The sequence below is a fragment of the Desulfitobacterium sp. PCE1 genome, assembly GCF_000384015.1.
GTDB lineage: Bacteria > Bacillota > Desulfitobacteriia > Desulfitobacteriales > Desulfitobacteriaceae > Desulfitobacterium > Desulfitobacterium dehalogenans.
Window position 1 is genome coordinate 3,116,605 of sequence record NZ_KB913023.1, and the last position, 20,327, is coordinate 3,136,931.

The window sequence follows — 20,327 nt, forward strand, 5'->3', positions numbered from 1 at the left end:
CACTTGTTTAGACAAAAATCTGCAACAAGTTCGATAAATTTTCATAATCCGGATTACATTTGCAATTATATAAGCATGTTAAAACTATGTCAAGGCATTAATTTAATATTTTTAATAAAACCAATTATCATTTAACCCATGGATTTACTCATGTTTTCCTAGCCTTGCTGTCCTTAATCTTCTGCCACACTCGATTTATTTAGATGCTAACTTCCGCAGAGTAAACACTACCTGGCTTGCTAAGACTGCATAATCCTCTGTCGGGAGAATCGTGCCGGCTGAGTTGTCAAAAAGAATATTTCCTGAGGCAGGAAACTCATCATCAGCCTCCCAGACAACCAAGGTTATGGGGACTTTTGGAAATACATTGAGGACCACGGCAGCGTCCCCCAGGGAAACTTCTTCTCCTCCCAAAGTGCCGGCCACCTTAATAAGATCTGACCGTTGGGAGCCAAAGGTCTTAACCAAAGGATTAATGGCGCGATTCGTAAAGGGTTGTATATAGATACTTCCCCCCGGTAATTCTTTATAAGATATTAATTGCCCGGTCTGAATAGCAGGTGAGCGGTTTACTAAATAATGAAGAATTAATATCTGAGTGGGAACAGAAATCTCCTCATTCAGTGTTGCCTCAGCATAAAATTGACCGGATGGGTATTCAACATCAAATCTTTGACCTAGGAATATTATCTTTATCCTATTCCCATCTATGGGGTAACCGGAGTACTCTGATATTTCCTCAAGGGTCGCTTTGCGGAATTTCTCTAAAGCAACATCATAAGCGGCTGAATAATTCATTCCTCATCCTCCCTAAAGTCAACTTGCTCTTCCCTGTGATATTCTTTTCAGACCTTTGTTTTTCCTCCTTACCTGTAAAGAAACTTAGCCCGTCTCTGCATTAAAAACATAAGTAAAAGAGAAAATACCCATGAGACCCATTATGTATACTCTTGAGGAGGCTATCATGCTTGAGCTTAAAGAAATCAAAAAAATCTATCGGGTAGGAGATATCGAAACAAAGGCTCTCGATGGCATAAACGTTTCCTTTAGAGATAAAGAGTTTGTGGCTATATTGGGTACCAGCGGCTCCGGAAAAACCACCTGCTTAAACATTATTGGCGGACTGGATCATTACGATTCAGGGGACTTAATTATAAAAGGCAAAAGCACCAAAGCCTTTAAAGAATACGAATGGGATGCCTATCGCAATAATTCAGTGGGCTTTGTCTTCCAAAGCTATAATCTGATTTCACATATCAGTATCGTGGCCAATGTGGAAATGGGCATGACTTTAAGCGGCGTTTCCAAGCAGGCAAAGCATAAAAAGGCTCTGGAAATCCTAGAAAAAGTAGGACTAAAGGAGCATCTGCATAAAAAGCCTAACCAGCTCTCCGGCGGACAGATGCAAAGGGTAGCTATAGCACGAGCCCTTGCCAATGATCCGGAAATTCTTTTGTGCGATGAACCCACAGGGGCTTTGGATAGTACTACCAGTGTTCAGATTATGGATTTGATCAAAGAGGTGTCCAAGGATCGGTTGGTGATTATGGTCACCCACAATCCCCAGCTGGCCAAAACTTACGCGGATCGCATCATCCGGTTTTCCGACGGCAAGATTATTGACGATACCAATCCTTATGGAATCCCCGCCCACCCCGAGGATTTTCACCTCAAGAAAACTGGAATGGGCTTCTTGACCGCTCTTAACCTATCCTTCCGGAATTTATGGACCAAAAAAGGGCGCACTTTTCTCACCGCCCTTGCTTCCAGTATCGGTATTATCGGGATTGCCATTATCTTAAGCTTATCCACGGGCTTTCGTTCAGAAATTGACGAATTCCAATTCGATGCCATGGCTGAGTTTCCTATTATTATTTCCCAGGAAACTCAACAGATGAATGCCAACGATCTGAATAATATGACCCTAGAAATTCGGGATCGGATCTATGGTACCAATGCCAATTCCAATACTAACGAAATTATTGTCATAGATTCCAGCAAAAATATCATTACTCATAAAAACGATCTTTCCCCGGAATTTATCAACTACTTGGAAAATGTCTCACCGGATATTGTTGGCAGTATTGGTTATACCCGAGTGGTCCAAATGAACCTTTTACGGAAGATGGAGGATAAGTACCTTCCTATCACCTTGAGCAATGGGCCACCCTCAGGTAATATGACCTCCTCAAGTTCAGTCGGCCTGTCTTCCTTTCCCAGTGCCGTTTCAGGAAATAATAGTTACCTGGTAGATAATTATGAGTTACTGGCAGGAGAATATCCTAAAAACTTCACCGATGTGGTATTGGTACTCAATAGCCAAAATCAAATCGAAAAGGGCACCCTGGGGGATTTAGGGTTTGATGGGGAAGGAAATGACCGCCTGGCCTTCTCCGATGTTGTAGGAACAGAGTATAGAGTGATCCATAATAACGACTTCTACGCGAAAACCCCCTTCGGAACTTATCTCCCTGCCAATGCTTATGAAAAAAACTATACCTCTGCAAATGGTTTTACCATTAAAATTTCCGGTGTAGTTCGTCCCAAAGCCGGAACCAGTATGTCTATGTTGGCATCCGGGATCGCTTATGATGATCAGCTATCCCAAAAAGTTATCGATAACGCTATGGATTCCGACATTGTGATAGCCCAAAGAGATGCTGATTATAATGTCTTATCCCGAGAGAAGATCGATGAAAATACTAAGGAACTCCTGCTTGCTTATTTAGGGGGCGACCCCTCTCCCTATATGATCATGGTCTTTCCTAAAAACTTTGACGCCAAGGATGAGGTCATCAAATATATTGAGCACTATAATGTAGGAAAAGATGAAGCGGATGTCATTACTTATACCGATTTGGCTGGGACCCTTTCAGATTTGACTAAAGGGATTATGGATGGTATCACCCTGGTCCTTATTGCCTTCGCCGCTATTTCTTTGGTGGTCAGTATGATTATGATCAGTATCATTACCTATACCAGTGTTTTGGAGCGGACTAAAGAAATCGGTATTTTGAAAGCACTGGGCGCAAGAAAGAAGGATATTACAAGAGTATTTGATGCTGAAACTTTTATTCTCGGAGTTTTTTCCGGTGTCCTCGGCATTGTGGTAGCCTGGTCATGTACATTCCCTATCAATCAAGCTATCCATAAATCTACCGGCCTTACCAATGCATCCCAGTTAAGGCTGGACCATGCTGTCCTCTTAATCATCCTCAGTACCGTAATTACTGTATTAGGCGGTCATATTCCCGCTCGGCTGGCCTCTCGAAAGGATGCCGTAGAAGCGTTGCGTACAGAATAAGGAAGCCTGGGGATCCTACTCATCCCATCTCGTGATAAGTAGCTTGCAATAGAAGAGCATCCTCTTCGAGATTGGGGCTTTCACAAATCACCAATCCTTCCATACCAAAGGTATGAAATGCCTTTAATAGCTCGGGATAGCGCAAATCGGATTGATCAAGGATAAGGTGCTTTTTCTCTCCCTTGGCACCATATTCAATCCCGGAAACATGAAAATGAGCATTTTTAACCCAGCGGTCCCCTAAGGTTTCTGCCGCAGCCTCCAGGACTTGACAAAATTCATCATAGGTATTGATCCCCCCATTGCTGCGGGCATGAAGGTGACTTATATCAATACAGGGTAAAACCCCAGGCACTACTTGTGCTAAGGTCAAAACCTCCTGAAGCGTGCCCAGCTGCGAGGGCTTTCCCGTTGTCTCCGGTCGCAGTATGACATCATTATCTTCTGTGTCCAGAATCTCTCGAACAATCATAAGTTCCCCAGCTGTCCTTTCCAAGACCACTTGAGGATCATCTTGATGATAAAAAGCGGGATGAAATATCACACTTCTTACACCTAAGATTTTGCTTATTCGTGCACTATGCAAAAGACGGTCCCGGCTGGCTGCTACTTTTTCAGGTTCCTGAGAATTAAAATTAATCCAATAAGGGCCATGACAGCTTAGGGCAACCTTCTCTTCCACAGCTATTTTGGCAATCTTTTGGGCCTTCTCTTCCCTCATGCGGACCCCTTGGACAAACTCTACTTCCATGGCATCCAGTTGAAGCTCCCTAACCCGTTTGACCCCTGCTTCTGTGGACCGTTCCTTGGCTGATAAGGGAACCCCAGCAGTCCCGAATAAAAGTGGCAAATCTATTCCTCCTTTTCTCATTACCTTGTAGGTGTTGGGTATATCATAACAGTTTTTCTGACTTTATCTAACTATTTATTCCTTTTCCGGCATAACAATAGCTCCTTCGTCACACATAAAGTTAAGGGAAGCGATGCAAACTAGTGTTACTTGCTTAAATAGCAAGGAGATTGAATTTCCCTAAGGTGAAAGGAGGAATCCAAATGTCCAGACGTCGTAGTACTATGTCAGATAACCTTAAGCAACAGATAGCTCAAGAGCTTGGATTTTCGGATACCTTAAAGCAGGAAGGGTTCAGTGGGGTTTCATCTCGGGATTGTGGCAACATGGTCAAAAAAGCAATTGAAATTGCCGAACGCAATATGTCTGGTCGTTTGTCCTAAGACAAGGGACGGTAAAGGGATTAACTCTTTGGAGTTAATCCCTTTCTAAATATCAAGCTTAATGAAAATCTACTTCTATAGTGCGGGCTGCCGGGTGACGATCCTTGAGAAAAGACAATTCCAAAATCCCATTTTTATAGCTGGCATGAGAGCCATCCGCTTTTACCACCGCGGGAAGGGTGAGGGTTCTGCTGAACTTTCCGTAATATCTCTCTGTGCGGTGAGAAGCTCTCTCAACTGCCGTGGCAGCCCGTTTGACCTCACCGCTGATGGTCAGAAGATTTTCGTTAATCTCAATATGAAGATCCTCTTTCTTCTCAAGGCCTGGAATCTCTGCCGTCACATACACCTGGTCCGATGTTTCTTCCACATCGACCCGATAGAGAAACTGTGAAAGCTCCTCTTTGCCACGGCCTCTAAGATAATTACGCTCCATTTCATCCCAATAGTGATTGAGCATCCGGAAGGGATCATTAGGAATTAATGCCATAATTCTCACCTCATTAAGGTTCGTATTCTTCAATCTTAGTATGGCAAATCCCGTTTCAAAACATGCATTATCACTGAAAGAAGTCTCGTTCAATCAGCGCTGTAACCGGCGTCTTCCACAGCCTTGATCAGGTCTTCACGGCCGGCTGATCCGGCAACAACTGCCTCTCCTTTTTCTAAATTCACCTCCACTTGTTGGACTCCGCCAACTTTCAGCAACGCTTTTTCCACATGAGCTTTGCAATGATTGCAGGTCATTCCGGTAACTTTTAATGTTTGATTCATGGTTCTTACCTCCCTTTATCTATTCCTCCAACTCGTAGAAGGAGAAAAACAACAAATTTTTAATTGGCCAATACCTTACTATACCTTGAGAGCAACAGGGAACTGGTCACTACAGACACCGAGGAAAAGGCCATCGCCAGACCGGCCCATTCAGGGGGTAAGAGCTCTCCGGTGATAGGGAAAAGCACTCCGGCAGCAATAGGGATTCCCAGTGTATTGTAGATGAGAGCCCAGAATAAATTCTGCTTGATTTTGGTAAGGGTTTTGCGGCCAAGACGAATAGCACGCTCCACGTCCAGGAGATCATTGCGCACCAGAACCACATCCCCGGTTTCTTTGGCCACATCCGTGCCTGAGCCGATAGCGATACCGATGTCGGCTTGAGCTAAGGCGGGGGCATCATTAATCCCATCCCCGACCATGGCTACTTTTAGTCCATCGTTTTGATATCTCTTGATAATCTCAATTTTATCCTGGGGAAGGATCTCCGCAATCACTTCGTCAATGCCCACCTCATTGCCAATGACGGTGGCGACTTTCTTATTATCCCCGGTAATCATGAAGGTCTTAATTCCTAAACCATGCAAGCGTTTAATCGCTTCTTTCGTACTCTCTTTTAAGACATCCGCCAAGGCGATGATCCCAATGATTTTTCCATCATAGGCTACAAAGCTGGTAGTTTTTCCTTCGTTGGCCAATTCCTGAAAATCGTTCTCTACCCCTTCGGTGGGAACATTCTCTTTCATCATTAACTTTCTATTGCCGATGAGCAATTTTTTACCTTGGTAAGAGCAGATCGTCCCATGACCGCTTTCTTCATGGTAATCCTGAACGTCTGCCACTTCGATCCCTTCATCTTTGGCTCTTTGGACGATGGCTTGAGCTAAGGGATGGATGGAAGGGTTCTCTCCTGCCGCAGCGATCCTGAGCAGGTCCTTTTGTGAATATCCTTCATAGGAAATGAGATGAGTTACTTCAGGTTTCCCTTTGGTTAAAGTGCCTGTTTTGTCAAAGCCAATGGCCCCCACTTTGGCTATTCCTTCAAGTACGGCTGCTGATTTGAAAAGTATACCCCGGTTTAAACCGACGCCGCTTCCCACCATAATGGCCGTGGGGGTTGCCAAACCTAAAGCACAGGGGCAGGCTATGACCAAGACTGCAATGGCCGCAGTAAAAGCGAAGACAAAGGTGCTGTCCAGGAATACATACCAGATGATGAAGGTCAGGATCGAAATAGCTACTACCACGGGCACAAAGACATTGGATATCTTATCAGCCAAACGCTGAATAGCAGGCTTAACCCCTTGCGCATCCTCCACCATTTTGATAATTCCAGAAAGGACACTGTCTTTACCTGTCTTTGTGGTGGAGACCTTAATGCTTCCCGAACGGTTGATGGTTGCACCGACTACATTTTCACCGATACCCTTATCAACCGGTATGGATTCTCCCGTAATCATGGACTCATCAATACTGGCTTGCCCTTCGAGGATCACCCCGTCCACAGGAATCTTTTCCCCGGGCTTCACCAGGACCACATCCCCGATCCTGACACTGGAAGCAGGGACCTCTTTTTCTTCTCCATCAATAAATAAGCGGGCTCTATCCGCCTGGAGCTCAAGGAGGCGTTTTAAGGCCTGTCCGGCACGTCCCTTGGCTTTTGCTTCTAAATATTTACCAAAACGTACAAAGGTGATTAAGAGAGCTGATGTATCAAAGAATGTGGGCCCCTCAAAGAAAATATGGGGGAAGGTTGTCATCACACTATAAGCATAAGCAGCCGTAATCCCCATCGCGACCAAAACGTCCATATTTGTGGAGCGATTTTTCAGGGCATGATAAGCTCCCCGATAAAATGTCCAGCCTGCCGTAAATTGAACGACAGTTGCCAGGAAGAACATGGTATACATCATGCCAGGAGTCATGGGCATGAACATCATAGGCATTAAGGGAGCGGATAACAACGCACTAAAGATGACCCAGTTCCGCTGGGATTTCACATGGTTATCTTCATGAAACTCTTCCTTATTCTCGATCGGGGTATAGCCTGCATCCCTGATCTGCTCATAAATCGTCTCCAGGTTAGTCACGGCGGGATCATAGTCTGTGGTGACACTTTCTGTAGCAAAATTAACGGCTACGGTCTGAACACCCGGAGTGTTGCGCAATTTCTTTTCAATGGTCAGAGCACAATTAGCACAGGTCATACCGCTCACTTTAAATTGGGCTTTCCCTTCATTGCTTTCCATGTATGCCCCATAACCCAAATCTTTGACCTTCTCAAGAATAGTTTTTTCATCAAGAAGTGAGGGATCATAGTCTAAGGAAAGTTTCTCTGAGGCAAAATTGACCGTAGCGGATTTGACCCCCGGCAGCTTTGCCATTCCTTTTTCAATAGTCAGAGCACAATTAGCACAGGTCATACCTGTTATCTTGAGTTGTTTTGTCCCGTTGATGGACCGTTGTGCAGTGCTTTTCGATTTTTGGGTGTCCGGCACGGGGGCTTCAGTGGATTCTGTGGACTCTGTAGTGTATCCCGCCTCCTGGATAGCCTCCTTAATGTGTGCATCTGTGGTTATAGCCGGATTATAACGAAAGCTGGCTTGAGACTCCCCTAATGAGACTTCGACATCGGTCACTTCCGGGAGACTCTCCAGAGCTTTTTTGACTCTTCGGACGCAATGCTCACAGGTCATACCATGAACCTTGAGTTCCTTTTGCCGCGTTTCCTCTTCGGCCTCTATCACCGCATAGCCCGCTTCTTCAATGACCTCTTTCGCCTTTTCCATGTTTAGGATTTCCCCTGCCCAGTCAAAGCTGGCCGATTCTTTCTCCAGAGAGACCTCTACATTTTCCAGCTCAGGTAAACTCTCAAGGGCTTTCTTCACCCGACGAACGCAATGCTCACAGGTCATGCCGGTCACTTTAATTATTTTGCTCTTTTTACTCATTGTAACGCCTCCTCGGCTTCTATCCCGCTCTTAAGTCCTTGATACCCCTTATTTCATCATTCTGTAAATGGTTTTGACCAACTCATCAAGGACCTGATCGTTACCCTCTTGGATCTGCTCGAGAACACAGGATTTCATATGTTTTTCTAAAAGAAGTTTGGATACACCATTTAACGCAGCCTGAGCTGAAGCAATCTGATTTAATACATCATCACAATAGGCGTGATTCTCAATCATTCCTTTGATGCCGCGAATCTGACCTTCGATCCGATTCATCCGATTGATCAACTCACGAATGGTTCTTTCACTATGATGGCTTAGTCTTTCACTTTCCTGATCATTTGAGTCATGACAAGCTGGACAATGCTTTATTTTTTCCTCCATTGGTGTCCACCTCCTGAAGATATAGTATACCCCCCTATCCTATTTTGTCAATTGCTATTTTTCTTGCGAAATGCTACCGTTTCCCTTTACAGTCTGAAGCTCGTCTTATATGTTCAACTGAAACCGTTTATCTTAAGCGGATAACGTAAAAAAATAATGCTCCCCCAACGTAGTCCGATTCGTAAAACAACTACAGATGGAGGAGCATATTTCTTTTCTTAAGCCTCTTTTTAACTCCTTGAAATGAAAAAGACACCGACAATGACCAGCGCAGTTCCCAGCACTCGATAAAAGGAAATATTCTCTTTAAAGACGATCACTGAAAACGCCATGATAAAAATATAGCCAAGACTGACGAAAGGGTATGCATAGCTTAACTCCGTCTTACTCAACACTTTAATCCACAATAAGAAGCTTATTCCGTAAAGAAACAACCCTGACATGACCGGGAAGTTCTGGATAATCATGCCGAGGCTTCTAAGTAAATTCTCGGGTGAAAAGTCCAGTTCAAGATTCTTAGCTCCGATTTTTACGAGGATTTGGCCGAGCGCCCCAAGCATAACCGAGATGATAATCTGCCCTAACATATTATTCCTCCATCTTATCTTTCCATTGATACACCCGCCAAAGGGCAAAATAGATTAGAATAATCACCGTTGGATAGGCGTAACGGCTCTGCCCCTCTGTGATAAAATACACGCCGGCAAACATAAAGAATGTAATCAAGAGGGTCAGCTTTTCTTTGTTAATTCTTCTTTGTTCCGGCCTGCCTGAGAAGACAGCCCCTCTCAAAACTCGCCAGGAATAACTTAGTATTCCGATACAGCCCAGGAAGAAAACAGGGGCCCGTACTAGCTCAGAAGTCAGGAAGATGAAAAACGGTACCCAACTGCTCCCCGGAGCAGCAAGAAACATCTGAATACTTGGCAATGCGAGTGCCGTTCCATGAAAGGCATAATTGATATCCCCGACGAGTAGAAAGGTACGGGCAAGCCGCTTCATTCCCAAGATAAGAAATTCTAAGGGATGTCCTACGATCCACTCTTTAGCCGCCGCACTAAGCATTTTATTCCTTTCAAGGGGATTTGCCTCTTGATAGGCGGGGGTTTTGACCACAGAATTTTCTACATCCTCGGCGGGCATCCAACCGCCCACTTTATTCTGGGAGTTGTTATTAATATAGAGAACTATGCCGCTATTATTTGAAATATAGCAAAACTCACCGAACATCTTAGAATTTCGATAGAGCCAGGGCGATAGCACGATGAGGGCCACCAGAAGCACGATTCCGGACCGTTTTAGACTCTGCCGGAAATTCCTTTTGCTCAAAATCTCAACCAAGAAGATGGCCAGGACAAAGGCAGGAAAGAACGGCTTGATCATTGCATTGAGTCCCGTCAATACTCCAATCCAAAAATACTTCCAACGGAGATTGGAAAAATAGAGTAATAGAACAGAGAGCAGCCCTGTGGTAAAGAGAATTTCTGAAGCCACTAAACTGTTATAATAAACATTCATCGGGAACAAGACAAAGAGCAAAAGGCATTTATTCCGCACCTCTGCAGGGACGGACATTTTTTTAAGCAGAAAATAGGCAAGGATATTATTTACTGTACTCAGGGCAATATTTAAAAATTTGGCAACCCAGATCGAACTCCCGAACAGCTTATAAAAGAGCCCCAGAAAAATCGGATAACCCACAGAGGTATAGGTATCGCCCCATGGGCCGCCATTGGCAATTTGAGTCGCTAATCGGTGATAATATGAGAAATCTGAAAAAGGTACCGTTTGTACCAGAATGACCCAGAGCACATCAACTAACAAACCAAAAAGTAGAATCCGATACATCAAAACACCCCTAATACTAGATCATGAAGCTTTAGGATCCACAATACGCACAGAACCCAAAGAATAACGACCGCAATCAGATGTCCATCCTTTGTGACAAGCTTCGACGGATCTCCCGCTTCCCCCTCATGAATAAGATAGAGATAGCGGAAAATGCCATAGATAACAAAGGGCACTGTATAAATGAGAGCAGAGGTATGATGAAGTGCCACAGTTGCAGAATCCAGGGTATATAAGCTATAGGTAAAAATAACCCCACCGGCCGTAATACCAAGCAATTGATTTAAGAACCCGGAGCTGTATCGTTCCAGAACAGGCCGATGCAGTCCGGCATCTGCGTTCAATTCGTTCAACTCAGAACACCGTTTCCCAAAGCCCATAAAAAGAGCCACCATAAAGCCACACAATAAGAGCCACTCAGAAGGGGGAATTCCCACTCCCCAAGTTCCCATGAGAATCCTCATCATAAACCCCAGAGCAATAATAAACACATCGATGAGAACAATTCGTTTAAGCCCTTTCGTATAAGCTATATTCTGGGCAACATACAAAACAAGAATTCCTACGGCGATTTTAGATACATGCAAACCTAAGAGGATTCCCCCCAAAAGAAACAGAGCACAAATCGAGCCTGCTACAGGAAGAGTAACCCGATTTGATGCGAGAGGGCGCTTACACTTAATCGGATGATTCCGATCATATCTTCGATCCACAAAGTCATTCATCACATAGACTGCGCTGGAGACAAGACAAAAGGCCACCGCGGCAATGATGACCTTAATAATCAAATGTTGGCTAAGGTTTTGCGTGAACAACAAGCCAATGAAGACAAAGGAATTCTTAACCCATTGCCGAGGACGGACTAATTGTGCAATTGCTTTTATCGTATTCTTCTTTTGCGGCTCTGGACCAGGATTTTTATCCCTTAGAGTTTCTAACTGGACCACCAATGTTCATACACACCCTATCTATTTAGTCTCAAGCTAATTAATAATAGCCTAAGAGCATAACTCCACTATTAATAACTATTCGACTCATCCATCTCACTTCCTGCCCCTAAAAAATACCGCATGCTACCAAATTATTACTTCCTAATATCGTTCCAGGAATTGTTTTTTTTGCACTTTACAACCCAAAGCTTGTCTTATATGATTATCAAGAAGAGTAAATTAAAGAGATACCCAGTTGATAAGGAGGATTGATTTATTGGATAATAGTCAATTTCAGGAATTAGTAATCCAGCAGCTGAGTACACTCACTAAAAGTATAGACACTTTAGCTATCAACCAAGAGGTAATGCAGGCTGACATCAACACTATGAAGCTTGACATCTCCACTATGAAGGTAGATATCGATGCCATGAAGGCAGATATCGATACTATGAAGATCGATATCGACATTATGAAAATGGATATCTCCGGTCTTAAACAATCACAAGCCCGTATGGACCAAGATATCTCTTCCATGAAAATGGATATTTCCTCTATGAAAGAGGATATCTCCAACCTTAAGCAATCACAAGCTCGTATGGACCAAGATATCTCTTCCATGAAAATAGATATTTCCTCTATGAAAGAGGACATCTCCAGCCTCAAACAATCACAAACTCGCATGGAAGAAGGTTTAACGAAGAAAATTGCGGCTTTATTTGACGCCAGAGAAGTACAAAAAGATATCAATCAAAATGTTTCTCGCTCGCTGGAGCGAATCGAAGCCAAGATTGACATCCTGCAAATGGAAACCGCCTATCTTAAACGGATAAAATAAAAAAATCAATGCTCCCCAATGTAGTCCGGTTATTAAAAACCACTACAGATGGAGGAGCATATTTCTTTTCCACCCGGGGCTGCCTCCCCCTCCATAGACAAAAATTTGCAAGCGATTCTGGAAGGAAAATATAGGTATTTGTCGAATTCTTCCTTCTATGGGAGGGATTTGATGTTTGCTTCTGTTCATGGCATGGCCGTATCTGGAATTCAGGCTCATTTAATTCGGGTGGAAGTGGATGTATCCAACGGCTTGCCTGATTTTGCTATCGTCGGGCTTCCCAACATTGCCGTACGGGAATCTCGGGAACGTGTTCGCTCAGCCATCAAAAATTCGGGGTTTAATTTCCCTTTGCAGCGTATTACGGTTAATTTAGCCCCTGCCGATATAAAAAAGGATGGATCAGGGTTGGATTTACCTATTGCCGTCGGTATACTGGCCGCTACAGGACAATGTCCTCTGGAAAAACTCACCGGGATGGTATTCGTCGGAGAGCTTTCTTTAGAAGGACAACTACGGCCGGTATCCGGAGTTCTTGCAATGGCCGTTTCCTTAGCCCAACTCTCCTCCTACGCCTTGATTGTTCCTCATGAGAACTTCCTCGAGGCCAATCTTATTGAAGAAATCAAAAGCGGCTCAGCAGAAAACCTTGTTCAATTGGTGAGTGCACTCCATACCGAGGAGCTCTTTTCTTCCCCCTTCACAGCATCGTTTCCTTTAACCGATTCTTCCCCCATTGAGCAGCCTTCTGAGGAAACCCTGGATTTATGCTCCATCCGAGGTCAGCAGCAAGCGAAAAGAGCTTTGGAAATTGCCGCTGCCGGGGGACATAATATCCTGCTTATGGGTTCTCCCGGCTCAGGCAAAACCATGCTCGCCAAAGCCTATGCGGGAATCCTCCCTTCTTTGACGCGAACTGAGAGCCTTGAAGTTACTAAAATCTACAGTATCGCCGGTTTATTGGGCCATAACGGGCAGCTTATTCAATCAAGACCCTTTCGCCAGCCCCACCATTCGGCAACTGCAGCAGGGATTCTTGGCGGTGGCCGTGCTCTTAAACCCGGCGAACTCATTCTGGCCAATCACGGCGTACTTTTCCTGGATGAATTGCCGGAGTTTTCCCGGGAAGTCCTCGAATCTCTGCGTCAACCTTTAGAAGACCGGGAATTGACCCTGACCCGGCAGCAGGGCAGTGTCAAATATCCTGCCCGGCTAAGTATTGTCGCCAGCATGAATCCCTGCCCGTGTAGTTTACAATATTGAGCGTTATATAATAAGAAGGAAACTTTGCCACCACGACAAACTGGAACAGTTATACTCGGGAATACAACGGGATCTCGTGTTCGGAAAGCAAGACTTGCTAAGAGAATGACAATAGCAGATTTAGTAAGAGCAAGCGGATTAAGCGAAGTAACGATACTGGGTATAGAGCATAATAAGGTCAATCCTTTGCTATCAACACTGAAAACCCTAGGGGCTGTTTTAGAGGTCCCTTTTTATAAGTTGGCTGCTTTTGATCTACTGCCTAAAAAAACACTTCCGGAACAAATAAAAAGAGCACGTCTAATGCGTGGGATGACCCTATCGGAGTATGCAAAATTTCTTGGAGTTAATGTAAGAACCCTTAGAGCTTGGGAGAGTGGAGAGCGGATGCCTAAATATAAGCTTGATAGACTGAATTTTGAATTTGCCTGGCCCGCCAGAAAAAATATGACGACTACAACCACAGCTTTGGTGAGCGCAACAGCTTTTCCAAGACAGACAGAGACGCCACATTCATGCGGATGAAAGGGGATCACATGAAAAACGGGCAGCCAAAGCCTGGCTACAATGTCACCTTGGCGGTAGACGCCGAGTACATCGTCGCTGCGATGATCTCCCAAGCCCGCAGTGATATAGATACATTCATCCCAATGATGGAAAAGCTCCTCCCTCTTGGCTACACCAAGCCGGTGGCGGAAGCAGGCTTTGAGAGCGAAGATAACTACACCTGGTGCGAGGAGAACGGACAACTGGCCTTCATCAAACCTGCCAACCATGAGCAGGCTAAGACTAAAAAATACAAGAGTGACATCGGCAAACGGGAGAATATGCCATATGATGCTGAAAATGACAGCTACATCTGCCACGCGGGTCATCCCATCCAAGCCGCATATGAGAAAAAAAAGCAAGTCTAAAGCCGGACGCACCCTCGTGACCACCGTATATTCCTGTACCAACTGTGACGGATGTCCACACAAGACAAAATGTATTAAAGGCGCAAGCAAAATACCCCTGGAGGAACGAAGCAAAAACCTTCATGTTTCTAAAAACTTTCAGAGACAGCGTCAGGAAATGCAAGCCCGTATCAATACCGACGAAGGTATTCTTTTACGGATAAACTGCTCAATTCAGGTCGAGGGAGCCTTCGGTGTTTTGAAACAGGATATGGGTTTTCGCCGTTTTCTTCTGCGCGGCCGGGTAAAAGTACAGACAGAGCTTCTTTTACTGGCTATGGCATTCAACATAAACAAACTCCACAACAAAACCCAAGCCAGGCGCTGCGGAGAACATTTACATATCCCTAAGGCAGCCTGATCAAACCCAAAAAGTTATCCACAAGGGGAAAGACTTCCCTTGCTTTGTTGTGCCCAGATCAGGGCTAAAGTGGCGATATAAGCCTGCATTTTAGGTGTTTTCTTATCTGTCCATGATAAAAAGGAGCGTGTCGCTCAACATTTTAAATTAACTTTTGGGACACGCCCTTTTTATTTGTATCCCAGGCGGCCTTCAGGCGCCGACGCCCGGGCGGCATGTATGAGATACTTTTATGTATCTAGTTCTGGCTGGCCGGCGTCTCCGCCCGGCTGGCTGCAGCGGGCCGGAGTGGGATGCATGTTTTCAATAAAGTGTCCTTTAACTCATCATAGCCAGGGCAAAATTACGGGTAAATCCAAACGGGCCAGCCACAGCCCGCATGAAAGGCTGCATAGAGGTCAAATATGGAGGCTTGGGAGTCAATTAAATATATGCCCTGGGGTCAAGTGCAACAAAAAACAAAGCGCCGTAATCAGAAGTGGTGCAGCATTCTGCTTACCCTCCATTACGGCGGTCACTAAAAGCTTATTTTATTCACAAAAACAGGTTATTCTATCGTGTCAGTTTCCGGCCTTGGTATTAGCTCAGTTTCTTCAATAGAGAGAATAATCCAGCTACCATCGTCTAGAACTTTAACAGTAACTATGGGGATAGAGCCAGTAATCCACTTAACACCATCTAGAGCTTCAATTGCTTTAATTTTCTTTTCATTTTCAATTTTAACTTTTTTATTTCGTTCATATCCATCTCTCATAAGTCGTTCAAATTCATCCAAGGCCTTTTGATCCATTTCTACATAGCTATCCGCAGGCGGCACATAATCGCTTGGAGGCGTAATGTTATACTCTTTATATAATTTTTGTGCGACTTCGTACATCGTTTTTGGTTTTTCTACATCCGCTTTCTTCTCTTCCTCCGCTATTAAAAATGTCGGGATAAGCAGAAGTAGTAATGTTATCAAAATAACAAATGTCCTTTTCATGACGAATCACCTCCTCGGTGCAATCAATAGCATAACAGAGATTAATTACCATTAAGAGTAAGTTTATTACTCACACTTCCATTCTATGCTGGGGTTTTATATTATTGTACCATTAAATTGATAAAATTCCTATTTTTCTAAAACTTTGATGTGAGGATATTGTCACCAGTTGGAATGCTTTAGTTAAGAACTCGCTCTGAGGTAGCTTTACATGGGACACTGAGGCGGCGGCTTCAATGGGTCGCGGGATATGGCTCAAATAATGGATTCCTTTGAGGTAAGCCTCTTTCGTTCTTGCATCCACCACCCCCTATATCAAGTCTCATTTCGGATCTTTAATTGACAACCCAGACAAAGGGAGCGATAGCCTATTTAAACTATTGCTCCCATAAAGTATTCACCTTATTTTACATCAATTTTGGATGTTACACGGAGTTCGGGATACATCCAGACCTTCAGGATCAAAGGTGGTGCACAGCGTATATACTCTTGATTCCGACGGTCATTTACATTTTGTTACACTCTTCGACTCAATGTATTGGATATGCTTTTGTTTGGAGGGATTCCTTAGACCTAATACGCATAAAACTCTACGTACTCTGTTATTGTATCATGGTAACTATTAGAAAGATAAATATCTGTTTTGAAAGATACTGCGCAGGTCTCATCATAATCCATAAATGTGTATTTCCAAGCACTAGTATTTTGGTACGTGTAAGGCCAATATTGCACAATTCCTGTTACCCTAAATGTGTTTGTAAAGAACCTCCAATATCCATTACTGTTATCTACAGTCGCTTCAGCAAGTAATTGAGCATAAGTTAATTCTCCTTGACCTTTCCACGCTTTTTGTGCGAGTATCCCAAAATCAGAAGTTATTTCACTATTACCAGCGGTTATTTCGCCATTCGGTCCAATCATTACAGGGACAGTAATCTGCTTAACACCGTCTAGAGCTTCAAGTGCTTTAATTTTCTTTTCATTTTCAATTTTAACTTTTTTATTTCGTTCATATCCATCTCTCATAAGTCGTTCAAATTCATCCAAGGCCTTTTGATCCATTTCTACATAGCTATCTGCAGGCGGCACATAATAGCTTGGAGGCGTAATGTTATACTCTTTGTATAATTTTTCTGCGACTTCGTATTTCGTTTTTGGTTTTTCTACACCAGGTTGCTTATCATCTTGCGCCGCTATTAACGATGACGGTGAAAGCAAAAGTAGTAACGTTATCAAAGCAACAATAGCTTTTTTCATGATTATTTCCTCCTTTTTTTGTAAACAAATTTTATGAATTTTTAAATTGTCATTACAGTTGGCCTGTGTTAGAACGAGCAAAACACGTTTATCGGAGGCCCTTGACATCTGACTATCCTAATATCCTTTAGTCTTCCGATCAGCTATGAACGGCTGCCCTCCAGCGAGGACGGGGTTTAGGGCAGAACCCCAGGTTTCTATACCTTGAATATGAATATTAAATTTTAAAGACTATACTTCCCTCCTTTACAAAAGGATTGATATCTTGGGATAATAAGGAGTTTTTTATCCCTTCAATCAAGTAAACGAAAAAAGGAGGGTTTTCGTTACACATCTATAGGAAAATTTTACATCTTTCATCCTAGCTCTTCCGGCCTTTTCGGCTCATAGAACCATCCCAGACAAGTTGGGGTTACGAGAGCGAAAGCTCCCAAAAATGAGAGTAACGATACAAACAAACCCTTGCCCGATTTCATATTAATCAACTCCTTTCCTATAGTTTCCTAGAGGATCCTCTTACAGAAAATATACCACAAAAAAATCTACCAATTGGCAAAATAGGAATGAAAGTGTCATTTTGAGGAACGAAACTGCACTAAGCTTTCAAATTAATTAGCTTTTCCCTTTAAAAAAGCCTTATAATATAAGTACCCGGACTATACCCCACTTGGTGCAGGATATATCCGGGTTTCACTATCTTGATCAACACTTTTTTGATGTTCATCAAATCAATCAAATACCTTTACCTCTCCAGCTTATGTCTAGGAATTTCAATGATCACTTTAAACTCTCCCTTGGATGTATCTATCGTGATGGTTCCTTCCATCTTTTCCGTTAGTTTCTTAGTCATTGACAGCCCATGACCCCTGTCTTCCCCTTTCGTGCTAAAGCCTTCCTCGAAGAAGTCCCCTTTGGCGGTTTGATTGGCCAGAAGCAATGGATTCGAAAACTCAAATATATAATCCACGGGATCTTTGCGAATGGACCAAGTAACTTCGCGTTGAGAAGGTTCAAGGCACTTTATAGCTTCAAGAGTATTATCTACCACATTCCCGACAATCGTTACCAAATCTAAAACCTTTTTACTGCTGCATTGAATAGGATCTCGGATAATTAGTTTCACTTCCGTTTCATTGCGTTTGGCATCCTGTATCTTTGCCGAGAGCAGGATGTCCAATTCATCCAAGCCCGAGTTAGTTCTAAGTAAAGCATCATTAACAGTGTTCAAATAAGACTGTAAATACTCTCTTAGCTCAATCAATTTCCCTTGATTCAAAAGACCAAGTATGACAGTCAGATGATTTTTTAAGTCATGATGATGCTGTCGATAGATCCGATTCTGTGTGAGTATATGGTTGTATTTTAATGCCGTTGTCTTTAATTGCTCTGCCTCTATTCCACTAAGATATAGTATTCTAGCGATTATCACAGCACCTAGGTTCATTAAAACGATGACTAATCCTAACAACAACTCAACCCATTCTGACAAAGAGGACTGAAGATAGGCATGATCTTTCATATAGTTATTATTCAATATTATTACGATAAGGACTGATTGGACCATAAAAAAGGCAATAGCTGTTTTATAGATATTGGTTTTCATGATCATTTCCTCTATTCCTTAACTTATTAATGGAACGGGAATTTACAAAATATCGTATAATAAAGGATAATCCCCCTGTAACCAGGAGCTGAGGCATAAACCATGACAACCTTAATCTTAAATCTTTACTTAAATTTATAGGTTCAATACCGGTTACCATCAGCAAAATCTTCACATTAATGAATTCTATAGCAAGATAAATCGAAATAGCCATAAGGCCTGTTGTAATGGCATCGAATAATCCATAAGCCCCCATGATCTTAAGTAAAAGAACAATAAATATACAAGAGCAAAGTATGTTAAGGATGTAGTTTCCAAGCACTGATCGAGTAAAAAAAGCTATAAAGCCGAAAAAAATACTTATAATGATTAAACGTCGGAGCGATAACTTTCTTCCGCTAATACTCGAAGCCAACATAAATATCACAACAGCTTCAGGTACTGAGAAAACAATTACTTCAAAAATTTCGCTCACCTCCACTCTTAAATCTTAACTATTTAAATCCTTAATTCTTTTTCTTAATTCTTGATATCTACCTTTTTGCAGGTAAGCTTGGTAGTCCTTATCTTTAAAGAATATTCTGAACATATCGCGTGTAGATGGTTGAATAGATTCAATGAATCTAAGGTTTACAAGATCGGATCGACTAGTTCTACAAAAGAACTTTTTATCAAGTTGGCCTTCCACTTCTTTTAAGGAGTGAAGACAAGTATGAGAATTGCTCTTCATATGAATCTGTGATTTCTTTGAAAGTGCCTCCACCCAATAGATCTCATTTTGATTGAGAAGGATTATTCCTTCCTCAGTCTTTATCTCAATTTTCTTACCAGAATCATTAATTCTTCGTTTTATCCTTAATAAAGTGCTGCGCAACCTGTCTATATTTAAGGGCTTATCGATATAGTCCGAGGCGTAAAGTTGGAAGGCCTCTTTTATATGGCTACCATCTGCAGTGATAAATATAATGTCCAGAAAAGGAAAGTCCCGCCTAACCTGTTCTGCTACTTTGATTCCTGAAATACCCGGTAAACCAATATCTAAAAAGAGAATATCTAAATTGAGGCTATCAATCCGTGTTAATAAGTCTTCTCCACTATCAAATACTACGATTTCATTAATATCCATGAATTCATGTAGATATCTTACTAGTTCTTCCTGAAACAAACGCTCATCTTCGACAATTCCAATAATCATCCTTATCCACCTCTATTGCGCACCTAAATAGATAACTAGGCAAGAAACATGTAATTTTTATAGACAATTTGTTATATCAACGATAATATGATTTTATCACAAAAGGAATCTACTATTGGCAAATTTCCCATTTTTCGACAGAAGATCGCAAATTATTCTGATAGGGAACTATACAATGGCTTGCCTAGGTTTGAGGTCCTCGGTCTCCCGACTACGGTACGGAGTATAGCATCTACCTTCTAGGTTGCGATAAAGTTAAGGACGAGAATCCTTTTTGACTCATTTTAAAGAAATCAAATCAGTAGTAATGGGGAAGACCACGGCAGGCAAATAGTGACGTGGCTTATTAATGGTGTTATCTCTTTTGCGCATTATTTTCAGGTATTTATTACAAGTTAGCCCGGAACTTTCTACAGGTAATTTGAGTCCGGTTAGCAAACAATCCCTATAAG

General features: G+C 42.7%; 21 protein-coding genes and 1 pseudogene. 7 read left to right on the plus strand and 15 right to left on the minus strand.

The window, feature by feature from the left end; all coding sequences use genetic code 11:
• Nucleotides 1-195: 195 nt before the first annotated feature.
• Entirely contained in the window at nt 196-798 is a 603-nt protein-coding gene (locus DESPCE1_RS0115580) for a DUF3786 domain-containing protein (RefSeq protein WP_014794892.1), read from the minus strand.
• 166 nt (nt 799-964) lie between these two features.
• Here DESPCE1_RS0115580 and DESPCE1_RS0115585 point away from each other — a divergent pair, with 166 nt between their 5' ends.
• Nucleotides 965-3,304, plus strand: coding sequence for an ATP-binding cassette domain-containing protein (locus DESPCE1_RS0115585; RefSeq protein WP_019850993.1), 2,340 nt, complete (start codon nt 965-967; stop codon nt 3,302-3,304).
• Between the two features lie 19 nt (nt 3,305-3,323).
• Here DESPCE1_RS0115585 and DESPCE1_RS0115590 read toward each other — a convergent pair whose 3' ends face one another.
• Nucleotides 3,324-4,154, minus strand: a complete 831-nt coding sequence (locus DESPCE1_RS0115590) for a TIM barrel protein (RefSeq protein ID WP_019850994.1) — start codon at nt 4,152-4,154, stop codon at nt 3,324-3,326.
• A 203-nt stretch (nt 4,155-4,357) separates the two neighbouring features.
• On the opposite strand from DESPCE1_RS0115590, the gene DESPCE1_RS0115595 reads away from it, so the two are divergent.
• Nucleotides 4,358-4,537 carry a small, acid-soluble spore protein, alpha/beta type gene (locus DESPCE1_RS0115595; RefSeq protein ID WP_014794895.1) on the plus strand — a complete coding sequence of 60 codons (180 nt, stop codon included), beginning with the start codon at nt 4,358-4,360 and terminating at the stop codon, nt 4,535-4,537.
• 58 nt (nt 4,538-4,595) lie between these two features.
• Here the strand turns inward: DESPCE1_RS0115595 and DESPCE1_RS0115600 are convergent, their stop codons facing one another.
• From DESPCE1_RS0115600 to DESPCE1_RS0115630, 7 genes are all read right to left on the minus strand, one after another.
• Nucleotides 4,596-5,027: an Hsp20/alpha crystallin family protein gene (locus DESPCE1_RS0115600; RefSeq protein ID WP_014794896.1), complete on the minus strand. Its 432-nt coding sequence runs from the start codon at nt 5,025-5,027 to the stop codon at nt 4,596-4,598.
• 89 nt (nt 5,028-5,116) lie between these two features.
• On the minus strand, nt 5,117-5,311 hold the full coding sequence (locus DESPCE1_RS0115605) for a heavy-metal-associated domain-containing protein (protein ID WP_014794897.1): 195 nt from the start codon (nt 5,309-5,311) through the stop codon (nt 5,117-5,119).
• 59 nt (nt 5,312-5,370) lie between these two features.
• The gene (locus DESPCE1_RS0115610; RefSeq protein WP_014794898.1) at nt 5,371-8,262 is read right to left on the minus strand and encodes a heavy metal translocating P-type ATPase; all 2,892 of its coding nucleotides are present in this window, start codon (nt 8,260-8,262) and stop codon (nt 5,371-5,373) included.
• 48 nt (nt 8,263-8,310) lie between these two features.
• Nucleotides 8,311-8,646 carry a metal-sensitive transcriptional regulator gene (locus DESPCE1_RS0115615; protein ID WP_014794899.1) on the minus strand — a complete coding sequence of 112 codons (336 nt, stop codon included), beginning with the start codon at nt 8,644-8,646 and terminating at the stop codon, nt 8,311-8,313.
• 230 nt (nt 8,647-8,876) lie between these two features.
• Nucleotides 8,877-9,233: an SMR family transporter gene (locus tag DESPCE1_RS0115620; RefSeq protein ID WP_014794900.1), complete on the minus strand. Its 357-nt coding sequence runs from the start codon at nt 9,231-9,233 to the stop codon at nt 8,877-8,879.
• Nucleotide 9,234: 1 nt separating this feature from the next.
• Nucleotides 9,235-10,494: a glycosyltransferase family 39 protein gene (locus tag DESPCE1_RS0115625; protein ID WP_019850996.1), complete on the minus strand. Its 1,260-nt coding sequence runs from the start codon at nt 10,492-10,494 to the stop codon at nt 9,235-9,237.
• A complete protein-coding gene (locus DESPCE1_RS0115630) occupies nt 10,494-11,441 on the minus strand; it encodes a decaprenyl-phosphate phosphoribosyltransferase (RefSeq protein ID WP_028305593.1) in 948 nt (315 codons plus the stop codon). Before DESPCE1_RS0115630 ends, DESPCE1_RS0115625 begins: the two co-directional genes overlap by 1 nt.
• 259 nt (nt 11,442-11,700) lie before the next feature.
• On the opposite strand from DESPCE1_RS0115630, the gene DESPCE1_RS0115635 reads away from it, so the two are divergent.
• The 5 genes and pseudogenes from DESPCE1_RS0115635 (at nt 11,701) to DESPCE1_RS23840 (ending at nt 14,838) form a co-directional block, all read left to right on the plus strand.
• Nucleotides 11,701-12,261 carry a hypothetical protein gene (locus DESPCE1_RS0115635; protein WP_019850998.1) on the plus strand — a complete coding sequence of 187 codons (561 nt, stop codon included), beginning with the start codon at nt 11,701-11,703 and terminating at the stop codon, nt 12,259-12,261.
• Nucleotides 12,262-12,432: 171 nt separating this feature from the next.
• Nucleotides 12,433-13,509 (plus strand): annotated as a pseudogene (locus DESPCE1_RS0115640) (YifB family Mg chelatase-like AAA ATPase); the annotation flags it as partial.
• 39 nt (nt 13,510-13,548) lie between these two features.
• Nucleotides 13,549-14,049 carry a helix-turn-helix transcriptional regulator gene (locus tag DESPCE1_RS22130; protein WP_019851000.1) on the plus strand — a complete coding sequence of 167 codons (501 nt, stop codon included), beginning with the start codon at nt 13,549-13,551 and terminating at the stop codon, nt 14,047-14,049.
• An 11-nt stretch (nt 14,050-14,060) separates the two neighbouring features.
• Nucleotides 14,061-14,438, plus strand: a complete 378-nt coding sequence (locus tag DESPCE1_RS23835) for a transposase (protein ID WP_242835400.1) — start codon at nt 14,061-14,063, stop codon at nt 14,436-14,438.
• Nucleotides 14,439-14,454: 16 nt separating this feature from the next.
• Nucleotides 14,455-14,838, plus strand: a complete 384-nt coding sequence (locus DESPCE1_RS23840; protein ID WP_028305595.1) for a transposase — start codon at nt 14,455-14,457, stop codon at nt 14,836-14,838.
• Nucleotides 14,839-15,385: 547 nt separating this feature from the next.
• Here the strand turns inward: DESPCE1_RS23840 and DESPCE1_RS0115660 are convergent.
• The 6 genes from DESPCE1_RS0115660 to DESPCE1_RS0115685 all read right to left on the minus strand — a co-directional run bounded on the left by DESPCE1_RS0115660 (nt 15,386) and on the right by DESPCE1_RS0115685 (nt 19,875).
• Complete coding sequence (locus DESPCE1_RS0115660) at nt 15,386-15,820, minus strand: hypothetical protein (RefSeq protein ID WP_019851001.1); 435 nt, start codon at nt 15,818-15,820, stop codon at nt 15,386-15,388.
• A 573-nt stretch (nt 15,821-16,393) separates the two neighbouring features.
• Entirely contained in the window at nt 16,394-17,077 is a 684-nt protein-coding gene (locus DESPCE1_RS23845; RefSeq protein WP_019851002.1) for a hypothetical protein, read from the minus strand.
• 356 nt (nt 17,078-17,433) lie between these two features.
• Nucleotides 17,434-17,553 (minus strand): cyclic lactone autoinducer peptide, encoded by a 120-nt coding sequence (locus tag DESPCE1_RS22685; RefSeq protein WP_019851003.1) that lies wholly within the window; start codon nt 17,551-17,553, stop codon nt 17,434-17,436.
• Between the two features lie 266 nt (nt 17,554-17,819).
• A complete protein-coding gene (locus tag DESPCE1_RS0115675) occupies nt 17,820-18,680 on the minus strand; it encodes a sensor histidine kinase (RefSeq protein ID WP_019851004.1) in 861 nt (286 codons plus the stop codon).
• A complete protein-coding gene (locus tag DESPCE1_RS0115680) occupies nt 18,661-19,155 on the minus strand; it encodes a hypothetical protein (protein ID WP_019851005.1) in 495 nt (164 codons plus the stop codon). Before DESPCE1_RS0115680 ends, DESPCE1_RS0115675 begins: the two co-directional genes overlap by 20 nt.
• A 15-nt stretch (nt 19,156-19,170) precedes the next feature.
• Nucleotides 19,171-19,875: a LytTR family DNA-binding domain-containing protein gene (locus DESPCE1_RS0115685; RefSeq protein ID WP_019851006.1), complete on the minus strand. Its 705-nt coding sequence runs from the start codon at nt 19,873-19,875 to the stop codon at nt 19,171-19,173.
• Between the last annotated feature and the right edge of the window lie 452 nt (nt 19,876-20,327).

Bases quoted from the DNA above. Each gene is read 5' to 3' on its own strand.
- DESPCE1_RS0115580 (WP_014794892.1), bottom strand. From the start codon at position 798: ATGAATTATTCAGCCGCTTATGATGTTGCTTTAGAGAAATTCCGCAAA.
- DESPCE1_RS0115585 (WP_019850993.1), top strand. From the start codon at position 965: ATGCTTGAGCTTAAAGAAATCAAAAAAATCTATCGGGTAGGAGATATC.
- DESPCE1_RS0115595 (WP_014794895.1), top strand. From the start codon at position 4,358: ATGTCCAGACGTCGTAGTACTATGTCAGATAACCTTAAGCAACAGATA.
- DESPCE1_RS0115600 (WP_014794896.1), bottom strand. From the start codon at position 5,027: ATGGCATTAATTCCTAATGATCCCTTCCGGATGCTCAATCACTATTGG.
- DESPCE1_RS0115605 (WP_014794897.1), bottom strand. From the start codon at position 5,311: ATGAATCAAACATTAAAAGTTACCGGAATGACCTGCAATCATTGCAAA.
- DESPCE1_RS0115610 (WP_014794898.1), bottom strand. From the start codon at position 8,262: ATGAGTAAAAAGAGCAAAATAATTAAAGTGACCGGCATGACCTGTGAG.
- DESPCE1_RS0115615 (WP_014794899.1), bottom strand. From the start codon at position 8,646: ATGGAGGAAAAAATAAAGCATTGTCCAGCTTGTCATGACTCAAATGAT.
- DESPCE1_RS0115620 (WP_014794900.1), bottom strand. From the start codon at position 9,233: ATGTTAGGGCAGATTATCATCTCGGTTATGCTTGGGGCGCTCGGCCAA.
- DESPCE1_RS0115625 (WP_019850996.1), bottom strand. From the start codon at position 10,494: ATGTATCGGATTCTACTTTTTGGTTTGTTAGTTGATGTGCTCTGGGTC.
- DESPCE1_RS23835 (WP_242835400.1), top strand. From the start codon at position 14,061: ATGAAAAACGGGCAGCCAAAGCCTGGCTACAATGTCACCTTGGCGGTA.
- DESPCE1_RS0115660 (WP_019851001.1), bottom strand. From the start codon at position 15,820: ATGAAAAGGACATTTGTTATTTTGATAACATTACTACTTCTGCTTATC.
- DESPCE1_RS23845 (WP_019851002.1), bottom strand. From the start codon at position 17,077: ATGAAAAAAGCTATTGTTGCTTTGATAACGTTACTACTTTTGCTTTCA.
- DESPCE1_RS22685 (WP_019851003.1), bottom strand. From the start codon at position 17,553: ATGAAATCGGGCAAGGGTTTGTTTGTATCGTTACTCTCATTTTTGGGA.
- DESPCE1_RS0115675 (WP_019851004.1), bottom strand. From the start codon at position 18,680: ATGAAAACCAATATCTATAAAACAGCTATTGCCTTTTTTATGGTCCAA.
- DESPCE1_RS0115685 (WP_019851006.1), bottom strand. From the start codon at position 19,875: ATGATTATTGGAATTGTCGAAGATGAGCGTTTGTTTCAGGAAGAACTA.